Genomic DNA, 22,526 nt, shown 5'->3' with positions numbered 1-22,526 from the left:
TCGGCTGCCGGTCTCGGCGACGCCGAACACTCCCCAGTGACTCGATGACTGGTCAGCGATTCCCTTAGGGGCCGATAAAGCGTGCTCATCGCGACCCCGCAGACAACGGTCACGCCTGTGATTACGGTTAACTGGGTCGGGTGATCGATCATGAGGTACTGAGTGTTTTCTGTGGACCAGCAGGCGATTTCGGTAACGAGCTCGGCGTCGTTCACGGCTTGAATGTCGCCTCCGACGCTGAGCGACGAGCCATCGCGCGTGACCTCGGATTCAGCGAGACGGTGTTTGTCGACGATCCCGTTCGCGCCACAATCGACATTTGGACACCCTCGGTTCGACTGCCATTCGCTGGACACCCCTGCGTGGGTACGGCGTGGCTGCTGGGCACATCGGAACTCGAAACTGCCGCAGGGATTGTCACCACGTGTCGTGACAGCGAGTTCTCCTGGATCACGGCCCGCGCAGAGTGGGCGCCGCCCCGCATCTTCAAGCAGTACGACTCGGCCGAGGAGATTAACGAACTCGCGGTACCCCCACCCGGTGAATGGATCTACGCGTGGGCCTGGCAGGACGAGACCGCCGGCCAGGTCCGGGCCCGAGCCTTCCCTGGCCGCGGCGACGGAATCGACGAGGACGAGGCGACGGGTGCCGCGGCGTTGCTCCTGACGGCACGCCTCAGCCGCGTACTGACCATCACACAGGGTCGGGGATCGCAGATCCTGACATGTCCGAAGCCCGATGGCTCGATCGAAATCGGTGGACGCGTGCGGCGGATCGGATCCAGGGCACTGGATGAGTGCCCCGGACCCTAGCCGCGTTTAGGCGTCGGTGGTGTCACAATTCGCCGATCCCAACATCTTCCGGCCAGGGCCGGTGCCGAGATTCACCGATCAACGATCTCGCGATTCACCGATAGAACCACCCGCGCAAAATCCGATGTGCTCCACGCGCACACCGGCGGGCGCAGCCACATCCACCCCCTCACCGAGCACCCGGACACCGGAAACGTCGTCTGCTCATGCGGCATGACCGAGATCGCCGCGCAAACCCTCGATCCCGACTTTGTCACCGTGTGCTGTGGATGCTCCGTGGACAAGAACGGACCCGACGGCCGCCCACTCAGCCTCACGCACGGCACCATCACCTACTGCTTTGCCTGCGAAGAGAACAGCCCGGTGATCCACCGCGACCGATGGCAGCCCGAGGTATGCGCTGCATGCGGGAAAACACGGGCCGAAGCGGGATGCCCCGGTGGCTGGACGATGCACTACCGCACCAAGAACTCAGCGACGATATCGGCCCAATCCTGCGGCGGTGAGTGCGCCGACACAGTCGAAACACAGCGCAAACCCAGCGGCATCCTCTACCGGATCGCCCGCTCGGTATCCGGACACATCAAACCCGCTCCGCGGCAATAACGACACCATCGGCCGGGCCGGGCCCGGCCGATGCCCGCAGCATCGGCCAACGCCCGCCTGTGCGACCTCGCCGAGACCGGACAGGTCGGGCACCAAATCTCACAGTGCCGGCTGCCGCACACCACAAGATCGCGACAAGCTCCCGGCCAAGGCCCACCCAGCACCCGCCGCAATCGACCACGGGAGACCCGATGTGCTCTACGCAGACCGGAGTGCGTTCGGGGCCGCAGTCACATCCACTCCCGGACTCCCCAGGCCCAGACAGGCCCCCACCTGCCGGGCCCACCCGAACACTGAAGGAGGCGGGCACATGCCCGAGAACACCACCCTGGCCGACGAGGCCACGACCATCCGCCTGTCCGCCGCCGGCGGAGTCGGCGAGCCACAGCAACGATCAGTGCTCCGGACACCGCCGGAACTGTGGTCTACCCCCGACTGGCACCCTAGAGCTATAAATCGACGTATTCGCGCGAGGAACCGACCACCGCGGGACGATCATCGCCGGGGTACACCGTCAGCGACGGGAACCGCTCATCGATCTCGCCACGCGACAACGGAGCCGACACCGGCGCCAGACTGTGCACACCCGGCAGGTCTTCCCACACGGCCCCAGGGTCCAGCGCGCGCACCCGCGCGACCTGCCCGTCGACCACGTACACCACCGCCCGCAAGCTGGCACGCCGCCACGACGGCACCGGACCCCGCAGCGACGACAGCCGACGGTCGACCTCCCACACCGGATCCGCCGCATCCGCGAATTCCTCGAGAACCGCGCGCTGTGTGCGCGACTTGCGGTACACCACCATGACCTGCGGGCCCACGCTGTGCGCCGCGGACGCCAGACCCTCGACAACCTCCTCCAACGGCGTCAAACCCAACTCGGGCACAGCAATCCGCACCCACTCATACGGTGCGAACACCGCCCGCGGCGCACCGCGGAACATCACCGCCGTGTGAATCCCAGCCTGGAGATCCTTGATGATCTCGGCGACATTGATCCTGGCATCCGTCGAAGAACGCTCACGCACATGCGAATCCGGAACTGCCAGATCCGAGTTCACCCTTTGCCGCTCGCGCCACATCCCCGGCGACAGCATCATCGCCACAGGCTCCATGCCGAACCGGTTCACCTGGACGAACTTGTCGTCAGCGGCATGCTTCCACGTCGCGGACCAGTCATCACGCAACGTCTCGATCTCCACGACCAACAGATCCGAATCCACACTCGAAACTTTACAATTCCTACGTTTCGAATCCCGGAAGGCTGGACGCGAGCGGCCCGTCATCCTCACACGCACGCCTCTATTGCATTCTGAGTCCTACAATTAGAACTGGATAGGTAACAGGAAACACCAGGTCAAGACCGAAATTCGGCACCCAGCTCCGGCGCTGCGCGCGTTCCAGCCGTGGCCGGCGGTCATGCCTGCCGCATCGCTATTTCGAGCTGCCGCGACACCGAGCCCTCCCGCCGTGGCGTAGCTCCCGCAGGCTCACCACCCAGCCAGCAACCGGCGAAGGTGGCCGCGCCGGCGCCGCCGCCCGCGCCCGGTAGCCCCTTACCCGCCTCCGCGGCCTGGCGGCCGCGCCCGCGCCCGGCCCGAGGGTGTTGGTGTCGTCCTTCGCTGAGCCCACCAGGGGCTATCACGGCAGGTCAGGGACGCACAAGCCGAAAAGCATGGCTTGTGCGTCCCTGACCTGCCGTGATCGGAAACGCCCCAGGCTCAGCGAAGGACGACACCAACACCCACACCCTCGCTGTGTCCGTTCGCCGGAAAACATCGCGGCCTGGCGGCCGCGCGCGGGGGGCGCTGCCCCACCGGACCCCCCGCCCCTCGCCGGGGAGGCAGGCTTGCAAAGGCCGGGCCAAAAACACAAGCAAAAAAGGAAACTAAAACAGAGAAATATGACACACGATGAATCATCAAACTGAAACGTAGGAAATGGTAGTATAGAAACATAAGCAAGAGGGAAGGGAGGCTAGGGGATCGGCGGCCATGCAGGCCGCGAAATGTAGGAACTATCTCTTTTAGAGATAGGGCCGGGATGTGCCGGTAACGGTTCTTTGAAAACTCCATAGAGCATGCGCGAACATATCGACTTTCGCAGCCTGGTCCCGCCCAGCGGGCAACTGGATACACCATCCAAACAGACTTGTCCCAGTTAGAACGGGCCGTAAGGCCCCACGGAAGCGCCAGGGTTGACACCCGGGCAGTCACGCGCCGACCCACAGAACTGGGCGGAGCAGGAACCTAGCGCGTGCATCGAACCGGCTCAATTTACGACGCGAACATTCGTCCGAAATTTCAACCATCTTTTATTCAGGAGGGGACAATATGTCTACTGAATTTGAAGCTATCGTAATCGGCGGGGGTGTCGCAGGACTGATGACCGCCGCCCGACTCAGCAACTCCGGATTGCGCACCGCGCTACTCGAGCGCGACTCGCTCGGGTCCGGATCGACTCTCAGCAACCACGGAATCATCCACGGCGGAGCGCTCTACGCCCGGCACCATCCCCAGGTCGCGGCACTGTGCGCTGAAGCTCAGCGCGCGTACTTCGCATCGTTCCGACACTGCATGCTCGAGCCCCGCGACTGCCGGTACATCGGCACCGAGGCGACCATGCGCGACTACCAGCGCCGGTGGCGGGACCTCGGTATGACCTCCACCCCGGTCGAAGCCGACGAGGCCGCCGCCCTGCTGGCCAACTTGCGCGACCGGGAATTGCAGGCCACGGCCGTACGCGAATTGGTGATCGACACCCGCGCCCTACTTGCCGACCTCGCCACGCAATGCCTGTCCAACGGCGCTGCGATACTCACCGGCGCGCACGCCCGCCAGGTGATCGCCGAGCGAGGGCGCGTGATCGGAGTCGAGACCGCCGCCGGATTCATCAGCGCACCAAACGTCGTGGCATGCGGAGGAATCGGCACCCACGAATTGCTTGCAAACTCCGGTTCCGAAGTCGCTGGCGAGCTCCGCTCGCGGCTTGAGCCGCTGATGGCGTTTCGCGGTAGCCTTGCCGGTCCAATTGTCGGATTGGAATTCGGGTTGCCCGCGCTGGCACCCGCAGCGGTGGGCGGGGTGGTACTGACTTCCCGTTACGGCGGACCACAGGAGTCCGTCACCGGCCGAGGCCGCTGGCCGGTCCCGCTGGCGTACGCAGCCGAGCTGACCCGAGAAGTAACCACCTTGCTCGGCACCGAGACAATCGACCCGGAAAGCGGGGTTGCGTGGGTATGCAGCAAGACCGAGCACGCCGGTAGTGCTTCCGACCAGTGGGGAACGCAGCCGAACTACTCGGTTATCGACCACCGCGCCCACGACGGCATACAAGGTTGGTGGACCGTGCTGCCCGGCAAGATGACTCTCTCCATGCACGCATCGCGCGACGCCGCATCCGCCGTCACGGGCCGATCCCTGCCGTTGGAATTCCCCCACCACAGGGAGCCTGCCAGCCCGGATGAAGTGCCGGTTTCACACACCCCCTGGTCGGCCACAATGGGCGGGGCGGTGCGCTGATGATTCCGCCCTTTACCGCACAAGTCCCCGCCGACGAGATCGAAACCACGGTCACCGCCGTACGCGAGATCCTGCAATCCGGTCAGCTGATCTTGGGCAAGCACACCGAGGCATTCGAAGCCACGGTTGCCCGCATGGCCGGAACTCGCTACGCGGTCGCTGTCAACTCCGGAACGATCGCCCTGGAAATCATCTTCCGCAGCATCGGAGTACAGGGCCGAACGGTGCTGGTCCCTACCAACACCAATTACGCCACCGCAGCGGCAGCGATCAACGCCGGAGCCGCCATACGGGTCTACGACTCGGGTCTATACCCCGACATCACCGACGCACAGCGCAAGCTGACACCCGACGTCGCGGCCGTCGTTGTGGTCCACATCGGCGGGTACCTGTCCCCAGAGCTTCCCGCTCTGGTCGAGAAGTGCACCGCCACCGGTATCCCCCTGGTCGAGGACGCCGCCCACGCGCACGGCTCCAGCCTGGAAACACAACTCGCCGGAGGAATCGGCTACGCCGGTGCATTCTCCTTCTTCACCACCAAGGTTGTATCCACCGGTGGAGAAGGCGGAGCGATCACGACCAATGATCCAGACCTGAACCGCACGGCGCGCATGTACCGAGACCAAGGCAAGGACCCAGCCGGACGCCACATCCTATGGGGCGGCAGCTGGAGAATGACCGAAATCGGCGCAGCACTGGGGAAAGCCCAACTTGACCACTTGAACCACGACATCCAATCGCGGACAGCGGTCATAGACCGCTACACCGAGGCTCTATCCGACGCGGGTCTGACCTTCCCGACCCGCTACGGAGAGGTGAGCGGTCACAAGTGCGTGACTATCCTCGATTCGCACACCGACCGGGCGCGACTGCGCGAGCAGTTGCACACGAGGGGGATCGGACTCGGCAAAGGCGTATACGACCAGCCGCTACACACCCTCCCAGTGCTGGAACGGTTCAACCTCGGCGCAGACTTCCCGCGTGCCGACGAGTTCGCCGCCCGTCACATGTGCCTGCCACTTTGGCGAGGCATGCCCGCGAGCACCGTCGATGAAGTAATCGACACCGTTCACGGCTGCCTGACCAAGGGCTAACCCACCCCGGACACCGGTTCCGTCATCGCATCCCCGACCAAGGGGCAGCGAGGGCGGGACCGGCGTCCGGCGGAAACGGAATTCCGCTGCGCTCCATGCTGTGTTTATCGGGCGGCCGGCCGCCAGCCGTCCCCGGCCCGCCAACCCGACTCGCCCAAGATGCGACAGACCAAGCGGTACCGCGTACCCACCGACGACGGACCGCGCACGCTCGAAGAAATCTGCGGCACCCGCCGACATCACGAACAGGAACCGTCATGAACAAGAACGGACAGGCCCGCGACCCCTACCAACTGGTCGGGGGTCAACGGGCGAACTCGAGAGCCCCTCGAGATTCGTCTAGCGTAGGGAGCATGGCTCCCGTATACCTTGTCACCGGCGCGGCCGGATTCATCGGCGCGAACTACGTGCACCACCTCACGCAGTGGGAGCCAGACGCACAAATCATCGCAGTGGACTACATCGGCTTCGCCGGGAACAAAGCCAACCTCGCCCCGGTCGCCAACCGCGTCACCTTCGAAAACGCAGACATCGCCGACCTCGCCTCGATGGAAGCGATCTACCAGCGCTACCGACCCGACTACGTCGTGAACTTCGCCGCCGAATCGCACAACGACCGCGCCATACTCGGACCCAGCGCGTTCATGCGATCCAACGCGATGGGTGCGCAAGTCATGGCCGAATGCAGCCGACTCATACCGGTCACCTCCCACGTACACGTATCGACAATCGAGGTATACGGCGAACTCCCACCCAGCGACCAATGGTTCACCGAACGCAGTCCGCTAAACGCCAAAACCCCGTACTCGGCATCCAAAGCAGCTGGCGACCAAATCATCCGTGCCTACATGCAGACTTACCCCGACATGCGCCTGCGCATGACGCACTGCGCCAATAATTACGGCCCCTACCAGCTCCCCGAGAAGCTGATCCCGCTCGCCGTGACCAACCTGCTGCGAGGCAGAAAAATCCCGGTCTACGGGGACGGCATGCAGCGCCGGGACTGGTTACACGTCGCTGATCACTGCGCCGCCGTGCACCAGGTACTGCACGCGGATCTTGAGCCAGTCTCGCCGCAGGCCGCCACAGACCCAGGACTGTTGCCCATCTTCGACATCTCGGCACGAAAAGAGGTCACCAACCTTGAAATCGCCCAGCGCGTCGCGGTCGCGCTGGGGCAGGACCCAGCCGAATCCATCGAGCACATCCCCGACCGGCCTAACCACGACCGCCGCTACCTGATCAACCCCGAGAAAATCGAAACCGAACTCGGATGGCGATCCACCCACGAATTCGACACCGGGATCGCGCAAACCGTCTCCTGGTACGTCGAACACCGCGACTGGTGGGAACAGACCATCGCCGACAAGGGCGAACTCCAATTCGACTGGAGCGCCACAAGTCAAGACACCCGCTAGTCGCCATCGCCCCGGCACGGAGCCCCCAGTACCAGGAATCTGTCAACACCGATTGCCCCTGATCCGCGCTGCGGACCAGGGGCAATCGCTGTGTGTGACCTATGCAGACCATGCAGCATCCTCCCGCGCCGCGTCACCCCCCGTCCCCTCTCGGACGCCTGACTCCGCAGCGGACGTAGCCGCAGCTACCGACCGAGTCCTGCCGCGCCCATTTCGCCGTCCGAGCGCCTTCGAGCGCGTCCTCGATGGCGAAGGCTTAACATCATCGACCGTCAGGCCATGGCGTCTCAACTCGGCCTCCGTGAAACCCGCCGCGACTGCCTCCCCGTAGCACCGGCGGTAGTTCTCGTGCGCATCGAGCACCGAGGCGGTCGCAGCATTCAATGCCCGCCCCGCCGTGATCTTTCGATCGGCTTCCGCCCGAATCACATTCTCGAGTTCTTCCAGTTCCGTCATAAAGCAATGCTACGGATGCCTAAACAGTTCCACTGGCTACGCCGGGAGTTAATCAACCATCCACACGGCCCGTCAAGGCGCTCCCTGAAGCCTTACCGAATAGCCTGTCGGTGCTTCAGCTTTCCGCAATTCGCGTGAGCAAGTTATGGACTTAGACGTGCTAAGTGAGGGCGACGGTGGCGGAGCTGATCCATCCGTGCTGCACTGGAATTGAAGGTTATGGCCGCGAACGCCGCGGTCGATGCGTAGGACGAAGGGCGGTGGGTTCGGTGACCAACGCTCAGTCCCCCCGCCCAGCCGAGCCGCGTGCCGTGCGCGTTCTCACCAAGTCACACTCCCGAAATGCCGCAAGGGCCAACCGCCGGCGCCGTACTGCCAACAACCAAGGTGGAGCCCGCACGGAAAGAGTGGAAGTCAAGCTGTCACCGGAGGAGAAAGCAGACCTCCTCGAGCTGGCGGCAATTGCCGAGGTCAGCCCGCCGCGTCTGCTCCGCGAGGCCGTATTCGCCGCGGAAATCCCCGTCTCGCCAGACGAGTTCCGGGAACTGGTGCACGAGCTGTTCCGAGTGCAAAGTGCCCTGCGTGGAATCGGCAACAACCTCAACCAGATCGCCAAAGCCGTCAACGCCACCCACGAACTCGGCGACCAGGCCGACGAGCTTGCGCGCGTGCACTCGCTTGTGACCAGCTACGCCGACCGCGCAAGTACAGCCATACAGGTGGTGACGCGCTGGTGATTCCGAAGATCACACGTGGTGCGGAAATGGGTGGACTGCTGGCGTATCTGGTTGGGCCGGGAGATGAGAACCAGCACACCAACCCGCATATCGTCGCCGGGCACGCGTCGGCGCTAGGTCTCGGATTCGATGGAGAACTCTCGGTCGCGCAGGCGCGCGCGATCGCGCGCGAGATCGACGCACCCCGCCGCGCGTTCGGCACCCAGGTCCTGGTCCCGAACTACCTACGCGACGCGGCCGGCCGGACCATCATCGACGCCGACGGCCGAGCGGTGGTGAACCCGCTCCAACCGAAACGCGACGGCAACGTGTGGCACTGCTCGCTGAGCCTGCACGCCGACGAAGGCCAACTACCCGATGAGAAATGGGCCGCCATCGCACGGGAATTCATGGACCTGATGGAGTTCTCCGGCACCCGGTCCGGACGCGCGGACACACGCTGGGTCGCGATCCGCCACGGATTATCCGCCCGCGGCAACGACCACATCCACATCGCCGCCAGCGGAGTCCGCGAAGACGGCACCCGCGTCAACACCTACCGAGATTTCGCGCACGCTCAAACCGCCTGCAAGGAGCTCGAACAGCGCCACGACCTGCGTGTGGTGCTCGGCCGGCACGACGGCCGCACCACACAGGGATATCACCGCGCCCAGATCTACGCCGCCGCCCGCGCCGCGGGCATTGCTCGAGGGGAGGCCAAACACGCCATGCGCACCGCCACCATCGAACCCGACCGCGACACCGTCGAACGGATCGTGCGCGCCTCGCTCGCCGCCTCACGCAACGAAGCCGAATTCGTCCGCACGCTGCACTCCCAAGGCGTGCTGGTCCGCCGCGCACGAGACCCGCAGACCTCCGAGGTACGCGGCTGGTGCGTCGGGCTGCGCCCACCACGCGGCGGCCGCGGAAACAGCGGCCGAGCCCGCCCACCGATCCTGCCCGCCGGCGGGTCAATTGCCTCCGACCTCACACTGCCCCGGCTACGCAACCAATGGGACGACAACCCCGCCGAACGCGCCGCCGCCGAACATGCCTGGCAAACGGCCGAAGACGCCCTCGCCCGCTACCTCCGCGGCGACGAATCCGCCATCCCCGTCCGACCGCAAACGCTACCCGCCCCGCTGCGGGCCGCGCAGCTGGCGCAACGCGACATCAACGCCTCCCTCGCCGAACTCCAACGATGGGCCAACACCTTCACCTCGATCCCCGCGCACGACACCGCCGCGTTCGCCGCCGCCGCCCGCCAAGCGTCCGGAGTCCTATCGGCCTGGTCGCTGGCATACGAAACAAAACCCGGGCCGATCGCCCGCGCCGCACGCACCCTAAGCACCTACGCACAGCTCCCCGCGCACCAGGACGCACCGCTACCGCAGTGGCAGCGCCGCAACACCGCCAACGGATGGGCGGTGCTGCTGCTCGCCTCGCGCCAGCACGCCAATCCAGCGCTGGCAAACGTCGCCGTGCTTCACCAGATCGCCCGCACCGTCGACGCCATCACCCGCGCCGCGTTCGCCGCCGGCGACCTCGCCCGCGCCCGCCAGCTCACGGCCCTATCCGCTGGAGAACTGACCGAGATCCACCGCCGATTCACCACAGCCGGCGCCGCCACCACACCCGCGCCGACGCGAAGCACCGTGGCGGCGCCGGCCGCTGCGGCCGCGGTCACTGGCCACGGCGACGTGAGCGATTTCGACATGCCCGCCGGCGACATCCCCGAGCACAGACGCCGCGGAAACCAACGACGTGACCGCACGCGCGACGCAGGCCAGCCCCGATTCGGGTGGAAACGCCGCCCCTCCGAACCTGCCACGCCGGACACCGACGCCGTGTCGTCGCCACGCCGACGCGGCAACGACACGGCGGCAGCCAAGTCCACATCAACTGCGCGGCCGGCCCGCGACCACCAGTCCGCGCCCCTTCGCCAGCCGCCACGCACACCCGACCGCAACCGCAACATCGACGGTAGAGAGCGTTAGAAAGACCACGCCTCCGCTGCGCGCGGCCGCCCGGCGCGTCAGACGCCGAGTTCCAAGCTCAGCTGACCGGACGCCGCCGAGCGGCGGGGCGCGGCCGGCACGGTATCGGAGTCTACGAAGAGGGCCCGAACCTGTGGAGAGTCGACATAGCTCTGGCCCATCCGCGCGGCGACCTCGGTGGCCGACATGCCTGTCGCGTACAGGCGGGCCTTGACCGTCGCTCGCAGCGTCCACGGCGTGAGGCCCTCGATGCCGGCGTCTTGGCCGATCTCACCGACAATGTATTCCACGCTCTGATCGGCTTGGATCCGCCCGTACCGGCTCAGCGTGACGAACAGCGGCCCCGACTTTGCGCGACGTGGCCCCAGTAGGGTGGTGCGGGTGGTGCGCCACCCCAACAGCACCCAGGTCGTCGCCTGCGTAAGCTCCGCCCACCGCTTCTGCCCGTCCGGGCGGGTCAACAGCAGCCGCCCCCCGCGTGCCGACAACTCGGCGTCACCGATGTCCAGACGCCGCATCTCCGACGGCCGCGGCCCGACATCGAGCCACGACACAATCAGCGCGTAATCGCGCGCAGAGCGCGCGGCCGCCGCGTCCAATACACCCGACTGCTCGATATCGGAGAGCACTGGCGGCCGCGCCCGATCCACGGTGACCGGATCCACGCGAACCGGCCCCAACCCGAGCCAGTCGTACAGCGCACGGATCGCCGCGAGGGTCACCTTGCGCGTAGCCACCGTGGTCGTCGACAAATAGTCGAGCACCGCATCATCACGAGCCGTCGAATCGGTGAGCGCCTCCCGATGCGCGTCGGTACCCATCAGCCACTTCAGGAATCCTCGCGCCCGCTTGTAGTAGGTGGTTTGCGTCGATTCCGCGAACCCCTGCCCCGCCAGGTACAGCCGGAAGCCGTCACGCATCGCACCGTCGAGCGCGGCCGGACCCCCGATACGCAACCGGGCCAGGTCAATGCCCGAAAGCCGCACAGCCTCCACAGATCCCTACCTCCACAAACACTGGAAACCACTGCGGGTAGTCATCGCAGAATCCACCGGGCCACGCCTCCGAATCGCCTGGTGAAATTTACCGTGCCGGTGTGCCGGGCCGGCGGTGTCAGCCTGGACTGCACCGATTCGAAAACCGGTGCCCTGGCCGCGCCCCGCTGTCGCTGCGACATGCGAGACGAAAGGTTGCCGGCCCGCGGTGCACGGTCCGGTGAAATCGGGGTTGGCCCGTTGAAGTCCAGGCTGACGATTCACGACCACCACGATGGCAGATCGTGCCGACAAACTCGAGCTGTCGTTCTCGGTGAGTTGGACACCGCGGACCGGCAACCGTGGGCGCTGGTCCGATGCCTGGCATGGTCGAGCGATTGCCGGAGGGATGGACGAGATGCCCCACCTGACAGTGTTGATGTGGTGCAGTTCGCCAGGCTGATTGGCCTGCACGGTACTTGCCCAGTGGAAGATCGCGAACCGACTTGACTGGGCGATCCGCGGCTGGCTTTCTGGACTCCGATCTATCGAGTGTGTTCCGTCTGGCCATGCTGATGTGGCTGGGTCGGCGTCCGGAGCGGGTGGCGAGTGGGTGAAAACAGCCAGCACCGGCAAGTGTGCCTCAGCACTCCGAGACCAATGCTTCTGCGGAAGGTGACTGAAGAAACGCTTGCACGAGTCCATCCGCACGGTTGAAGCCCTTGCTGTACGGGACGTCGCGTTGGTAGTACCTACGTCCAATGCTGGCAAGGCTGTCCGCGGCTTCGTTCAGGAGATGCCCTGTATGGGCAGATATCCGGGTGAACGACAGGGGTGCTTCGTGGCGGTGCACACGCTCGGCCAGCTGTGTCAAAGCCGAGGCCTGGCCTTTTCGGTACGGGGCGCTGTTGTACCCCTTAGGCATCGCCGTGAGTGCGCCCGCCCGCCACCGGCGTGCCAATGTTATGGCCGGGGCGCTGTCGAGGAGGAAAACCAGAGGCCGGTCGAAATCGAAAGCGTTCAAGGCCAGCAGGAGACCGCGTAGCTCTGCGTATGTCGTCATCAGCCCGTGATCGACGAGTCGCTGCGGGCGATCGCGGTCGTGGCCTCCACCCATGGCCCATCGGCCGTCGCTGGCAACGAAGCTCCATCCGATACTCCCGGCTTTGGCCGACCCGTCGGTCGCCACCACGGTCGGGCTGACCGCGAGAGCAGCGGATACGGTGCCATGCCATACCCGTTCACCAGGGTCGGACCGAAAAGCTGATCTGGGCGTGGTGCCATGGACGTAGGTCGTGGTCGCGGAGTCAGGCAGCAGCCGCACACGCAGTCGATCGATCTCGATGCTCGATCGGATGTGGAAGAGAGCGCACGGGCAACGGTAGATCCAGGATGTCTTCTTATGTTGCCGCGCCCATAGCAGGGCGGTTCCGCGGTGCTCCCATCCTTTGTTGTCCTGGTCGGAGCACGGCTGGGCTCCAGCGGCGGCACGATGGTGGGCGTTCTCCTGTCTGGTGGCGTGGTCCTCGTTGCAGTACACGCTCGTGGTCGAGGACAGCGGTGCGGCGCACCACAGGCAGTACGGCACGTTCCTCGAGTCAGGTGGGAGCGAGGGCCAGACGTGATGACTGCCGCATCCACACATGTAGGCCAGGCCGCCTCGGTGCGCGGCGCCGATCACGGCTGCTCCGTGGTCGGGGAAGGCGTCGAAGTGCGGTGTGGGGCACTGAACCCAGTCGCCGCCGGCTCGCTGCCGCGTGAGTCGGCGGCGGTTCTTGGCCCGGCCCTGGTGGGTTTTCGAGCAGTAGTTGGCTTCTGGGTCGCTGAGCGCGTAGCCGCATTCGTGGCAGTACCTGCCCATAGCGAGGGTTTCCAGAGGTGTCGGGGCGTTGCTGGTCGCGTGGTTCGTCAGGCGAGAGTGGACCATTACCGAGAGCCCGCCCTCACTGTCGGTGGGGTGCCGAGCACACCGAGCAGCGTTGTCGAGTGCGTTGCAGGTCGGCAGCGGATTGCGGGTTCAGGCACGGGAAACCTGCGCCGGAGCCGGCTGCGGTGGTGTCGAAGAACCGGCATCGGACTCAGATGATTCCGGGGTGTAGACCAGCAGTTGTCCCGGGGTGCACTCCAGCGCATCACACACGCGTCGCAGCGTTCCGAAACGGATGCCGGTCTTATCGCCGCGTTGTAGTGCGTACAGGTTCGCTTCGGTGATATCGGCGCGACGGGCCAGCTCGGCCCACGTCAGGCCTCGCTGCCGCCTCAGCGCATCCACCCTGATCTCGATCTCGTGATCGTTGGAGGTGCCGGTGGCGGTGGCGGTGTTCATAGGATCGTGTCCAGTTCACTGCGCAGACCGCGCCCATATTTCGCCGCATCGAGGAACGTGCAGGCGGCGCCCCCGCCGACGAGAAGCACGACCGCGATGCCACTGGGCGGCTGAGAGACATCGCCGCCGAGGTGCTGGCCCAGCAGCCAATCGGACACGAACGAGGCGGCGAAATAGACGAGCAGCGCGAGGCAGCACCACCGGAACGATGCTCGAATTCGAGTGTTCAAAGCAGCCGCGAAAATGTTGTCACCGGTGATGCCTTCCCGAGCTATCCGGCGAACCACCGCGAAGACGGGAAACGCGGCCAACGCCACGAGCAACACCATCGGCCCAGCACAGGCCACCCGCTCGAGCCAACCAGCTCCGCTCATGCTGACCTGTACCTTTTCGACCGGCATCCCATCGACAACGAGGTCGCGCTCGAGCCAGACCGAGGGCCACACGATGACCTGCACCACTTCGCTGACCATGGTGTACAGCAACCCTGCGAACAGCAGTATCCGAAGCGGCCTTGTCAGGTTGATGGTGACCTCCGCTCGGCCTTGGCCGTCTGGGCCAGCGTTGTGCTCGTCGTTGAGGCATCCGCCGGAATCGCATGTTTCGGCGGTGCTGTGCTGGCGGAAACCCGCACGCATCCTGGATCGCTGACCAGCTGGCTCCCGCGACCCTATCGTTTCCCGATACATATCGGGATACGATAGCATCGCTCGTAGCAGGCGCTGCGGAGCGGCCAGGGCGGTGGGCAGCCTGCGGCGATTCCGGCTAGTGGGTCTGTTGAACCTCACCGGTGGGCCTGCTCGGCGTCCCTGGTCCGGCGACGGTGCTCGCGAGGTGTTCCAGGACCGCAGTCAGGTTCTCCACTGTGGCTTCCAGTTCGGCGAGGGCGCGCAGCCCGGCTGCGTCGCGTGTCTGTTCGGAGGCGGTGGCGTAGTCACCGTTGCCGCACCACATGTCGAGAGCTGTTGTGACCTCACTGGCTCCGGATGTCGCGTGGTGGAGCTGGCGGGCGATGGCGCGTCGTTCGGCCTGTTCTATGTCGGTGCTCATGGCGGCTCTCTTTCGTCGTTACCTGTCTCCGGTAGCCCGCGGCGCGAGCGGTCAGGTGATGTCGAACAGTGTTGGCTCGATGGAGCCGATCGGTTGATGATGGCGGCCGGTACCGACATGTTGGGACAGCATCGAGTCCAGGACCGCACCGGCGATCCCGCCGAGCAGTACCGCCCGTGTCCATCGCGGCGCCATCCAGGTAAAGGGCACAAAATCTGTTCCAGCACTGCTGCTGCGGCCCACTCATGACGATCGGGTGAGATGACGCAGAGTCGACGGACTTTTTCGACAGGACTGGCGCTCACAGCGCTGTCCATTGCTGCACGATCTCGTCTGGCGCGGGTTCGCAATGCAGGTTTTGTGCGTCCTCGCCGTCGTAGTGCTTCCCCGGGCTGCACCGGCTGAACGGTCCGTTCTTGGCCATCAGCTTCGTCATGGCGTGATCGGCATCTTCCCACCACGACAACATGCCCTCGGGTGTGCCCGATAGCTCAAGGTAGCGCTGAAACAGAGGACCCAGACGCTCAGCAGCCTCGGGGTGCTCCCCCCAATGCGCACACCAGCGGAGGTCGCTGTCTCCGATGCCTTCTACATCACGCCAATAGGCGTAGGACAGATATTCATCTACCCATTCGCCAACATGGGCGAAACGCCGCGGTGCCGCGCTCTGGGCGGCTTCGGCAGCGAGCCGTGCAAGTTGCGCTTCCGCGGTCTGCTGTGCCTGTGTCTCGATCGTGCGTGCGAGGTCGGGATCGGCCTCGAGGATCTGCGCGAGCTTCTTGGCTGCGGTCTTGGCCACCAGCGCTTGGATCTGGCGGGCCACCTCGGTGTCGATTTGCTGATCATCCATCGGCGTTGACCTCCTTGGTCGGTCATCGGCTCTGGTCGTGGGAACGGTGTGGTGATCCCATCGGCGGAACCGTCGACCCCGGGGTCGTACCTGACGAAGGCTGTACTGGCGAGGTCGGCGCGGTCCCGAACGCACGATTGGCGACCTTCCATGCTCGCGCGGCCGCCGGATCCATCCCCGCCGTCGTCGGTCCACGCCCCGGGCCCTGGTCGGCCGGGTTCTCATTACTGTTGTTCGTGCCAGTGCCGGCCGGGTCGGCACCGTTTTGGCCCACCGCTTCACGCATTGCCCAGATCGTGAGCGCCACCGGACTTCGTGCCTCATGGTGACGAAGCTTCGCCACGATATCGGCGAGGTATTTGGGGTCATGGCCGGCTTCCACAAGGCCGCGAAAGGCGCGCTCCGCGCCCCTGTTCCATGCAGGCTTGCTGTAGACCCAGTCAGGAATACGGTTACCCACCAGCTCTTTCAGCGTGGGTGGCTGCGATTGGGCCGACCGGCCGGTGCGTCCGCCTTCTTTGCTCTGGCCCCCGCGTGACCGGGTGGTGTTGCCAGCGGCCGTGTTGTCGCCTCCGCCGGATGTCGCCGGTTGCTGTGCGGCTCGTTGTTCGTCTCGTGCGGCGGTGTAGGCGCGCCACATTTTGATCAGGGCATCAGGGTCACGTGTCGAAGTTCCCTCAGGCACCTGGCCCAACACCTCGGAAGCTTCGGCCCATCGGCGTGCTTCGTGGGTTTCGTAGTCCCGCACCAATTCCGCCCGCGCAGTGGTGCGGTCGGTGTCGGGCAGCGCGTCCAGATGCGCCTGATAGGCCATGTATGCCAACGGGTCGCGGGACCGAAGCCAGGCTTGCGCCCGATCGAGAACCGCACGGTCGGCATCGGACGGCAGGTCGGTGCCCTGCTGGCCGGCGGTGTGCAGCCGCCACGCCGCCATCAGCTGGTCGCGAGTTTTCGTCGATACGGACGCGGGCAGCGTGCCCGCTTCGCGCGCGTCTTCGGCCCAGGTCTCGGCCATCAACTCGTGGTATTCGGCGACCATGTCCGCTTCCTGGGCGGCCATCTCTACGGGCGGGTGGTTGGGATCGGCGCGCCATGCCTGCCAATCCCGCCACAGGTCGGGATCCTGCTGTATCACCCGGGTTGCGGCCTGTGTCTGGGCGGCCCACCGCTCTTCCAGCGACGGCGTGGTGGACTCGGGATCCCAGGCCGGCTCCGGCTTTCCCGCCGCGGTCCACACTCGCCGAGCGATATCGTCGAGTCCCTCGTCGGGGTGCTGTGCGGCAGTGCGCGCGAATCCGTGTTTCCACAGGTCGTCACCGATCTCGCCAGCCCACTGTGTAGCTTGCTCGGTTTCGTAGCGGCGCACCAAGGCGATATCGGCGCGTTGCGGATCGATGGAGCGCATTCGCTGCCATTCTGCGTACCCGTCCGGGTCGAAGTCGGCCATGAACTCGTGGGCACGGTCCAGTTGGGCGGCGAACACCAGTCCGGACAGCTGCGCGAAATCGGGGTGTGAAAGGCCCTCGATTTCCCGCGCCCGCCACGCCAACCATAGGTCGGTCATCTGTGAGGCCGCAGGATCGGAGTCATCGGTGTCCGTGCTGGCCTCGCCGTCGAACACCAGCGCGGCGAACAACGCCAGATCCCCGGCTTGAGCGTTGGTTGCCCACCGTATCGCCTCGGCTGCCCGCCAATCCGCCAGCATCGCCGGTGTCAGCTGCTGCGAGCCCGTCAATCCCTGCGTGCGCTCATAGACCGCTCGGGCCGCAGCTTCATCGACGCGGTCGAGCTCGGCCAGTACTTCCGCCCGACGCCGTGGACCTACATGTTCCCCGAATACCTTGAGTGTCGCAGGTCGGATCCGGTCGCGTTCTGCGGCTACATGATCGGTCAATTCCGGTGCGTTGGCGGCCGCGCGTGCGTGATCGTCACTGGTCAGCTTCAGGTCGAGGCCCGGTCGCATCGTCGGCTCCACGCGTCGCGCGAATTCCTTGCCTGCCGCGCGTAGTTGGTCGGGGTCCAGGCCGAACCCGCGCATGTAGGTTTCGATGGATTCGGCGACTTCTTTCGCCTCGGGGAGCTGATCACGCCAGGCCACTGCATCCCGATAGACCGTGGCGACGCTGTCCGGGGTGACCGCGGCCAGTGCCCGCATGGTTGGACGCGCCGACCGCAGCCGGTCTGCGGCAAGGCGACGTTCGGTATTCACCCGTCGCTCGATGTCGCGCGCGGAGGACTGTGCGCCGGCCAGCTCGCGGCGCAGCATGAGCTCGCGGCGCCGGTAGAGCAGTTCACCGACTTTGACCGCGGCCAGCACCGCGGTGCGCAGCGCGGCGGCCAGCTCTTTGCCTGGATCTTCCAAAGGAGGGGTAGTCATGATCTCGTCCTTGTTCTCGATGTCACCGAACTAGTTCTCGTCAACGCGGGTCGGGGGCCGACGCCGGTTCAGGAGGGTGCCGGCGGGCATAGGGTGTGCCCTCCGCCAGTGGGGTGTGCGGGAGATCGGCGACCTGGTCTTCGCCGTTGTGTTCGTGGCCTTTGATCGGATCGCAGAAGACGAACGGGCCGTCGGGGTCCATCAGTTTCGCCATGATGGGGTCTGCGATGCTGACCAGCCAGTTCGCCACGCCGGGCAAGCCTTCCAGGCGGTTATGCTCGAACGAGCGCCACAGGGCCTCGAGCCGGACTGTCGCCGCGATATGCACAGACCAGGACGGACACCACTTGATCGCCGTGGAATGCAGGTTGGCGGCATACAGCGGGAACAGGAAGTCGACACAGAACTCCTCGAGTGAGGGATAGACCAGGGTTTCGGCCGGCCCGGCTCGGCCCTGCACCAGTGCCTGGATTTTCTCCTCGGCGATGCGGGCGGCCAACTGATCGAGCTGACGGCCGATCCGCCCGCCGTTGGCGGTGCTGATCAATTCGGTGAACTTGCGGTCGGCCAACGTGTTGGCCACATCGCGCAGGCTCGGCGCGAAGCGCCGTCCCATCAGTTCGGCGAGCTGCTTGCCAACCTGCTCGTTCACCTTCATATCGTTGTCGGCTTGACCGGTCATAGCGGTTGGTCCTCGATCTCGGCAGGGCCGGACGTGAGCACATGCGCAGCCTCGGGCAACGCCGCAGCCGCCCGGTGCGGCAGCATCCGCGCACACCACCGCGGTGGGGCCGCCTCAAGCGCCGGCCGGGGTTTCTCAAGCGAACTCTTGGGCGCGTATGTCGCCAGCGATTTCTGGATCTGTGCGGCGTAGGGGCGGTCCCAGTACGGGACCGGGCGCACGAGCGCGGGTTTGCCGTCCCACAGCATCACCGCTCGCCCGCGCGGCAACTGCGACAGATGCGCGACCGGGAGAATCTTGTGTTCACGGGTGTCGCGGCTGACCGAGATATGCCCGCTGGCGGAGGACAGGAAGTCGGCGGGGCGTTGCATATTCGTTGACGTCGCGATCTCCCAGCGCGGCCCGATCAGCTCGCTGAGCTTGCCCAACGACGCTTCATCGGCGACACCGCCGCCGTAGTACCGGATCGAGGCGGCATCCCACAGCTGTTGCATGCCTTCGGCGCCGAAGGTGTTGACGCCTTGGCTCCAGTTCTGGAGCACGGCCATCATGAGGATGCCGCGGCCGCCGTAGTGGCTGAATTTGCCCGGCAGGTCGGGCCATTTGATCACGTTGGCCAGCTCATCGAGCGGGACGACCATCGGTACCGGCATCCGGCCACCGCAGCGTTCGCCGTAGCGTTCGGCGGCATCGCAGACCGCCCACACGAGCGCCGTGGCCAGCGCTCCAGCACTGTCCACGCCCTCCTTGGACAGTATGTAGAGGGTCGAGGGAGTCGTGACGAAGGTTTGCGGATCGAACTTCGGGCGTCCTGCGGTCGCGTTCACCCACTTCTGCACGCTCGGGCGGGAGAGGATGTTGGTCATCTTCTTCGCTGTGCCGAAGAGACCGTCTTTCTGCCGCGCGGAGTATCCGATGAATTTCGACAATGCTGCCGCGGCCGTGCTGAATTCGCTCTGTTGGAGATGCTTGAGCGGCTGCGGGGTGGGCTCGGTGATCCAGTCGTAGACCCGGGTGCTCGGCTGATCGGATACCGCGGCCGCCAGGAACAGTCGAGCCAGCAAGTCGCGGCCTTCGGGATCGAAGAACGGGTCCGGTCGGGCTCCCGGTGGCATTGTGTTGGCAAGAAAGATGTCGGCCAATTTCTCCGCGCGATCCGGCCACATTTCGCGGTCGTCCATGGTGACCGCCCAGAGCGGATCGAAACAGAATTGCGGCTCGCCAGGGCCGGTGATGCGCTGCGGATCGAACACGAATACCTCGCCACCGCGTCGCTTCTCGCGGACACCGCGCGTGGCGTCGACGACGTCGCGGCGGTTCGAGGTCACCACGCACGCCCCCGGAGCTTCCACGATCGCCGGAATCACCCGGCTGGTGGTCTTGCCCCGTCGCGGGCCCCAAATATCGACGGTCAACGCCTCGCAGCCGCTGTAGAGCATGCTCGCCGGCTCGAATTCGGTCTTGACCTGCTCGTAGCCCGGCGTTCCCCGCGAAGTCACCAGCATCCCCAGCGGGTTGCCCGGCCACGCAGCGCTGCCCAGTCGCGCCGAGGTGGCCAAGCCTGCCTCCCGTGACAGCGCACCTACATCGGAGGGTTTGGCCATCCATTGAGCGACGAAATCGAAACGTCGCGCGATATCTTTGCGCGCGTGGGTACGTTGCCGCCAACGCCGCACGGCCCACACCAGCGCTGCCAGGTGCGCGGCCAGGAACACCAGCGCCCATCCGATCGCCGCGGTGGTCCAGGTCAGTCGGCCGGCAGCCCATGCCAGCACCACGATCAGCGGATTGACCGGGTCGGCGCCGCCCAGCCACAGCGACAGCCACACCGTTGCCGTTGCGTCGAGCCACAGCCCGAGCATGCTGGCCATGGCATAGAACCCGATTTCGGAATTGCCCGCATAGATCGGGCGGTCGGTGCTCGAGGGAACGTTGGGTGTCTTCATGCTGCTCGGACCCCCGCGAATCGGGTATCGGTGTCGTGCCAGCCGCGTTGGATCTCGATATCGGTGAAGCGGGTCTCGAACGGCACCCCGGGCACCCGCTGGGTGCCTTGCTTGAGCAGGAATTTGCCGCGGCCCGGTGAGGCGGCCTGGCGCCCGGTCGCCGTGTCATACATTCCGGGGGTGCTCCACGCCGAGACCATGGCCCGGTCGGCGGCGGTGAACGGGATGATCTGGTCCAGGGCGTTCATCTCGTCGCGAGGAAGTGCGCCGACGATCACCGCACCGGAACGTTCGATGAACCCTTTGGCCTTCTTGACATCGGATTCGGAATGCAGCGATTCGAGGTCTTTGACCGTGTGGGTGATCATCACCAGCGCGGTTCCGAGTGTGCGGGTGAGCCGGGTGGTGGCATTGATGCGCTCGACCATTCCGGGGCCGGCGTTGAGTACCCGCCACAACTCGTCGACGAGGGTCAAGAACGTGCGCTGGGTGGTCATGCCGGCATCAGCGAGAGTGTGGGCGGCCTCCACGGCACCGAAACCGTCTTCCCAACAGGCGAACATCACTGCCGCCAGGAGCTTTTCGTCGCTGGCCGACAGGGCCGAGATATCGACGCAGACCGCGGTGGGGACCTCGTCGGCCAGGTTCAGCGGCTGGGAGGTGTGGCCGGCGAACACGGTGCCGAGGTCCCCGTCGAGCAGCGCGTCCAGGGTGGCCAGCAGTCCGGCGACGATGCTGGTGTAGTCGTTGTGCTCGCGGGCGCGGGCGCGGCGCATCAGCTGGTCCGGGCCGGTCTCGATCAGTGCGACCAGGTCTTTGATCAGGGGCGGTTCGGTCGGGGTGAACCGGGGGTCTTCATCGAGCATCCGCAGCGCCTGGCCGAGGATGTTGCGTTCGATCTGGGCCAGTCGTTCGCCGCGCTCGATCTCGCACAAGCCCTGCACCAAACGCCTGCGGCGGGCCAAGACTTCGGCGCGGACTTTCGCGGCGAGGTCCGGGCGCCCGGCGGTGAGCAGGCGAGGAACGATCGAACCGAGGGCGCCGACTGCCAGCGGGTTGAGGTGGCCGTGGCCGTGGCCCAGCCCGATCACCACGCCACCGAGATCGTCGACGAGCTTGGTGTATTCGCCTTTGGTATCGGCGAAAATGATCGGGCAGCGTCCGGCGGCGACTTCACCGATCACCAGTTCGCGGGCCAGACTGGACTTTCCGAACGATGGCAACCCGAGAACGAACAGGCTCGGCGTGACCTGGGTTCTCGACCAGTAGGTCGCCGAGGTCGGGTCATAGCAGAATGTGCCACCGGTGTTGGAGTTGATGCCTAGCGGCGTGCCCACCAGGGGGTGGGTGTCCCCGATCGGAAACGGGTACAGCCCGCAGGCCTGCACGGTCGTCGCCCGGAATCGCGGAGGCGGGTCGATCACCCCCATCGCTCCCCCGCCGGCTCCCGCGAACCCTCGGTCGGTCAACCGATATGCTCGCCGCCACCGCGGTTCCCGGCGTGACGGGTCACGCGCGGCGAGCTCTTCGCGGTAGTGCTCGGCATCGGCGCGGGCTTTGGCCTTGGCGGCGTCTCGGCGGCGTTGGCGTCCCAGCACCAGCGCGTCCGGGGACGCCGGTTTCAGTCTTGGGGTGCGCGCCTCATACGAGCGCAGCAGCCGGTCCTCGACGAAACGGCGAGAACCATAGAGTCGGCGCATC

At 65.7% G+C, this 22,526-nt stretch carries 19 protein-coding genes; 7 read left to right on the top strand and 12 right to left on the bottom strand.

Annotated features, from left to right (window positions below; all coding sequences use genetic code 11):
* Positions 1–140: 140 nt before the first annotated feature.
* Entirely contained in the window at positions 141–812 is a 672-nt protein-coding gene (locus tag ON22_RS33835) for a PhzF family phenazine biosynthesis protein (protein ID WP_051158438.1), read from the top strand.
* Positions 813–1,025: 213 nt separating this feature from the next.
* Complete coding sequence (locus ON22_RS33830) at positions 1,026–1,418, top strand: hypothetical protein (protein WP_043740997.1); 393 nt, start codon at positions 1,026–1,028, stop codon at positions 1,416–1,418.
* A 449-nt stretch (positions 1,419–1,867) separates the two neighbouring features.
* On the opposite strand, the gene ON22_RS33825 is transcribed toward ON22_RS33830, so the two are convergent.
* Positions 1,868–2,641: a hypothetical protein gene (locus tag ON22_RS33825; RefSeq protein WP_033247143.1), complete on the bottom strand. Its 774-nt coding sequence runs from the start codon at positions 2,639–2,641 to the stop codon at positions 1,868–1,870.
* A 1,110-nt stretch (positions 2,642–3,751) separates the two neighbouring features.
* Here ON22_RS33825 and ON22_RS33820 point away from each other — a divergent pair.
* The 5 genes from ON22_RS33820 (at position 3,752) to ON22_RS33800 (ending at position 10,620) form a co-directional block, all read left to right on the top strand.
* On the top strand, positions 3,752–4,939 hold the full coding sequence (locus ON22_RS33820) for an NAD(P)/FAD-dependent oxidoreductase (RefSeq protein ID WP_081596039.1): 1,188 nt from the start codon (positions 3,752–3,754) through the stop codon (positions 4,937–4,939).
* A complete protein-coding gene (locus tag ON22_RS33815; RefSeq protein WP_033247145.1) occupies positions 4,939–6,033 on the top strand; it encodes a DegT/DnrJ/EryC1/StrS family aminotransferase in 1,095 nt (364 codons plus the stop codon). The genes ON22_RS33820 and ON22_RS33815 overlap by 1 nt, the downstream gene beginning before the upstream one ends.
* A 353-nt stretch (positions 6,034–6,386) precedes the next feature.
* Positions 6,387–7,451, top strand: coding sequence for a dTDP-glucose 4,6-dehydratase (locus tag ON22_RS33810; protein WP_033247146.1), 1,065 nt, complete (start codon positions 6,387–6,389; stop codon positions 7,449–7,451).
* Between the two features lie 863 nt (positions 7,452–8,314).
* Entirely contained in the window at positions 8,315–8,644 is a 330-nt protein-coding gene (locus tag ON22_RS37130) for a MobC family plasmid mobilization relaxosome protein (RefSeq protein WP_051158437.1), read from the top strand.
* Positions 8,641–10,620 (top strand): relaxase/mobilization nuclease domain-containing protein, encoded by a 1,980-nt coding sequence (locus ON22_RS33800; protein ID WP_156052433.1) that lies wholly within the window; start codon positions 8,641–8,643, stop codon positions 10,618–10,620. The genes ON22_RS37130 and ON22_RS33800 overlap by 4 nt, the downstream gene beginning before the upstream one ends.
* Before the next feature lie 38 nt (positions 10,621–10,658).
* Here the strand turns inward: ON22_RS33800 and ON22_RS33795 are convergent, their stop codons facing one another.
* The 11 genes from ON22_RS33795 to ON22_RS33750 form a co-directional block, all read right to left on the bottom strand.
* A complete protein-coding gene (locus tag ON22_RS33795; RefSeq protein ID WP_033247147.1) occupies positions 10,659–11,615 on the bottom strand; it encodes a tyrosine-type recombinase/integrase in 957 nt (318 codons plus the stop codon).
* A 622-nt stretch (positions 11,616–12,237) separates the two neighbouring features.
* Positions 12,238–13,275 (bottom strand): ribonuclease H family protein, encoded by a 1,038-nt coding sequence (locus ON22_RS37125; RefSeq protein WP_157170462.1) that lies wholly within the window; start codon positions 13,273–13,275, stop codon positions 12,238–12,240.
* 336 nt (positions 13,276–13,611) lie between these two features.
* Positions 13,612–13,920: a helix-turn-helix domain-containing protein gene (locus tag ON22_RS33785; protein WP_063820704.1), complete on the bottom strand. Its 309-nt coding sequence runs from the start codon at positions 13,918–13,920 to the stop codon at positions 13,612–13,614.
* On the bottom strand, positions 13,917–14,558 hold the full coding sequence (locus tag ON22_RS33780) for a hypothetical protein (RefSeq protein ID WP_033247149.1): 642 nt from the start codon (positions 14,556–14,558) through the stop codon (positions 13,917–13,919). The genes ON22_RS33785 and ON22_RS33780 overlap by 4 nt, the downstream gene beginning before the upstream one ends.
* 127 nt (positions 14,559–14,685) lie before the next feature.
* Positions 14,686–14,970, bottom strand: a complete 285-nt coding sequence (locus tag ON22_RS33775) for a hypothetical protein (protein ID WP_033247150.1) — start codon at positions 14,968–14,970, stop codon at positions 14,686–14,688.
* Between the two features lie 51 nt (positions 14,971–15,021).
* Complete coding sequence (locus tag ON22_RS37120; RefSeq protein WP_156052435.1) at positions 15,022–15,165, bottom strand: hypothetical protein; 144 nt, start codon at positions 15,163–15,165, stop codon at positions 15,022–15,024.
* 106 nt (positions 15,166–15,271) lie between these two features.
* Positions 15,272–15,820, bottom strand: coding sequence for a DUF4913 domain-containing protein (locus ON22_RS37115; protein WP_051158435.1), 549 nt, complete (start codon positions 15,818–15,820; stop codon positions 15,272–15,274).
* 22 nt (positions 15,821–15,842) lie between these two features.
* Positions 15,843–18,197, bottom strand: a complete 2,355-nt coding sequence (locus ON22_RS37110; RefSeq protein ID WP_157170461.1) for a hypothetical protein — start codon at positions 18,195–18,197, stop codon at positions 15,843–15,845.
* Positions 18,198–18,237: 40 nt separating this feature from the next.
* On the bottom strand, positions 18,238–18,879 hold the full coding sequence (locus tag ON22_RS35140; protein WP_051158434.1) for a DUF4913 domain-containing protein: 642 nt from the start codon (positions 18,877–18,879) through the stop codon (positions 18,238–18,240).
* Positions 18,876–20,825, bottom strand: a complete 1,950-nt coding sequence (locus tag ON22_RS33755; protein ID WP_051158433.1) for a type IV secretory system conjugative DNA transfer family protein — start codon at positions 20,823–20,825, stop codon at positions 18,876–18,878. The genes ON22_RS35140 and ON22_RS33755 overlap by 4 nt, the downstream gene beginning before the upstream one ends.
* Positions 20,822–22,525, bottom strand: a complete 1,704-nt coding sequence (locus tag ON22_RS33750; RefSeq protein ID WP_051158432.1) for a putative type IV secretion/conjugal transfer ATPase — start codon at positions 22,523–22,525, stop codon at positions 20,822–20,824. Before ON22_RS33750 ends, ON22_RS33755 begins: the two co-directional genes overlap by 4 nt.
* Position 22,526: the final 1 nt, after the last annotated feature.

Origin of the sequence: Nocardia carnea NBRC 14403 (assembly GCF_000308515.1) — a bacterium.
In the GTDB taxonomy this organism is placed as follows: Bacteria; Actinomycetota; Actinomycetes; order Mycobacteriales; family Mycobacteriaceae; genus Nocardia; species Nocardia carnea.
The sequence above is the reverse complement of the archived record's forward strand: the minus strand, read 5'-3'. Positions and strand labels throughout refer to the sequence as shown.

Coding starts and splice junctions, on each gene's coding strand:
- ON22_RS33830 (WP_043740997.1), top strand. CDS start 1,026: ATGACCGAGATCGCCGCGCAAACCCTCGATCCCGACTTTGTCACCGTG.
- ON22_RS33820 (WP_081596039.1), top strand. CDS start 3,752: ATGTCTACTGAATTTGAAGCTATCGTAATCGGCGGGGGTGTCGCAGGA.
- ON22_RS33815 (WP_033247145.1), top strand. CDS start 4,939: ATGATTCCGCCCTTTACCGCACAAGTCCCCGCCGACGAGATCGAAACC.
- ON22_RS33810 (WP_033247146.1), top strand. CDS start 6,387: ATGGCTCCCGTATACCTTGTCACCGGCGCGGCCGGATTCATCGGCGCG.
- ON22_RS33785 (WP_063820704.1), bottom strand. CDS start 13,920: ATGAACACCGCCACCGCCACCGGCACCTCCAACGATCACGAGATCGAG.
- ON22_RS33780 (WP_033247149.1), bottom strand. CDS start 14,558: ATGCGTGCGGGTTTCCGCCAGCACAGCACCGCCGAAACATGCGATTCC.
- ON22_RS33775 (WP_033247150.1), bottom strand. CDS start 14,970: ATGAGCACCGACATAGAACAGGCCGAACGACGCGCCATCGCCCGCCAG.
- ON22_RS37120 (WP_156052435.1), bottom strand. CDS start 15,165: ATGGCGCCGCGATGGACACGGGCGGTACTGCTCGGCGGGATCGCCGGT.
- ON22_RS37115 (WP_051158435.1), bottom strand. CDS start 15,820: ATGGATGATCAGCAAATCGACACCGAGGTGGCCCGCCAGATCCAAGCG.
- ON22_RS37110 (WP_157170461.1), bottom strand. CDS start 18,197: ATGACTACCCCTCCTTTGGAAGATCCAGGCAAAGAGCTGGCCGCCGCG.
- ON22_RS35140 (WP_051158434.1), bottom strand. CDS start 18,879: ATGACCGGTCAAGCCGACAACGATATGAAGGTGAACGAGCAGGTTGGC.
- ON22_RS33755 (WP_051158433.1), bottom strand. CDS start 20,825: ATGAAGACACCCAACGTTCCCTCGAGCACCGACCGCCCGATCTATGCG.
- ON22_RS33750 (WP_051158432.1), bottom strand. CDS start 22,525: ATGCGCCGACTCTATGGTTCTCGCCGTTTCGTCGAGGACCGGCTGCTG.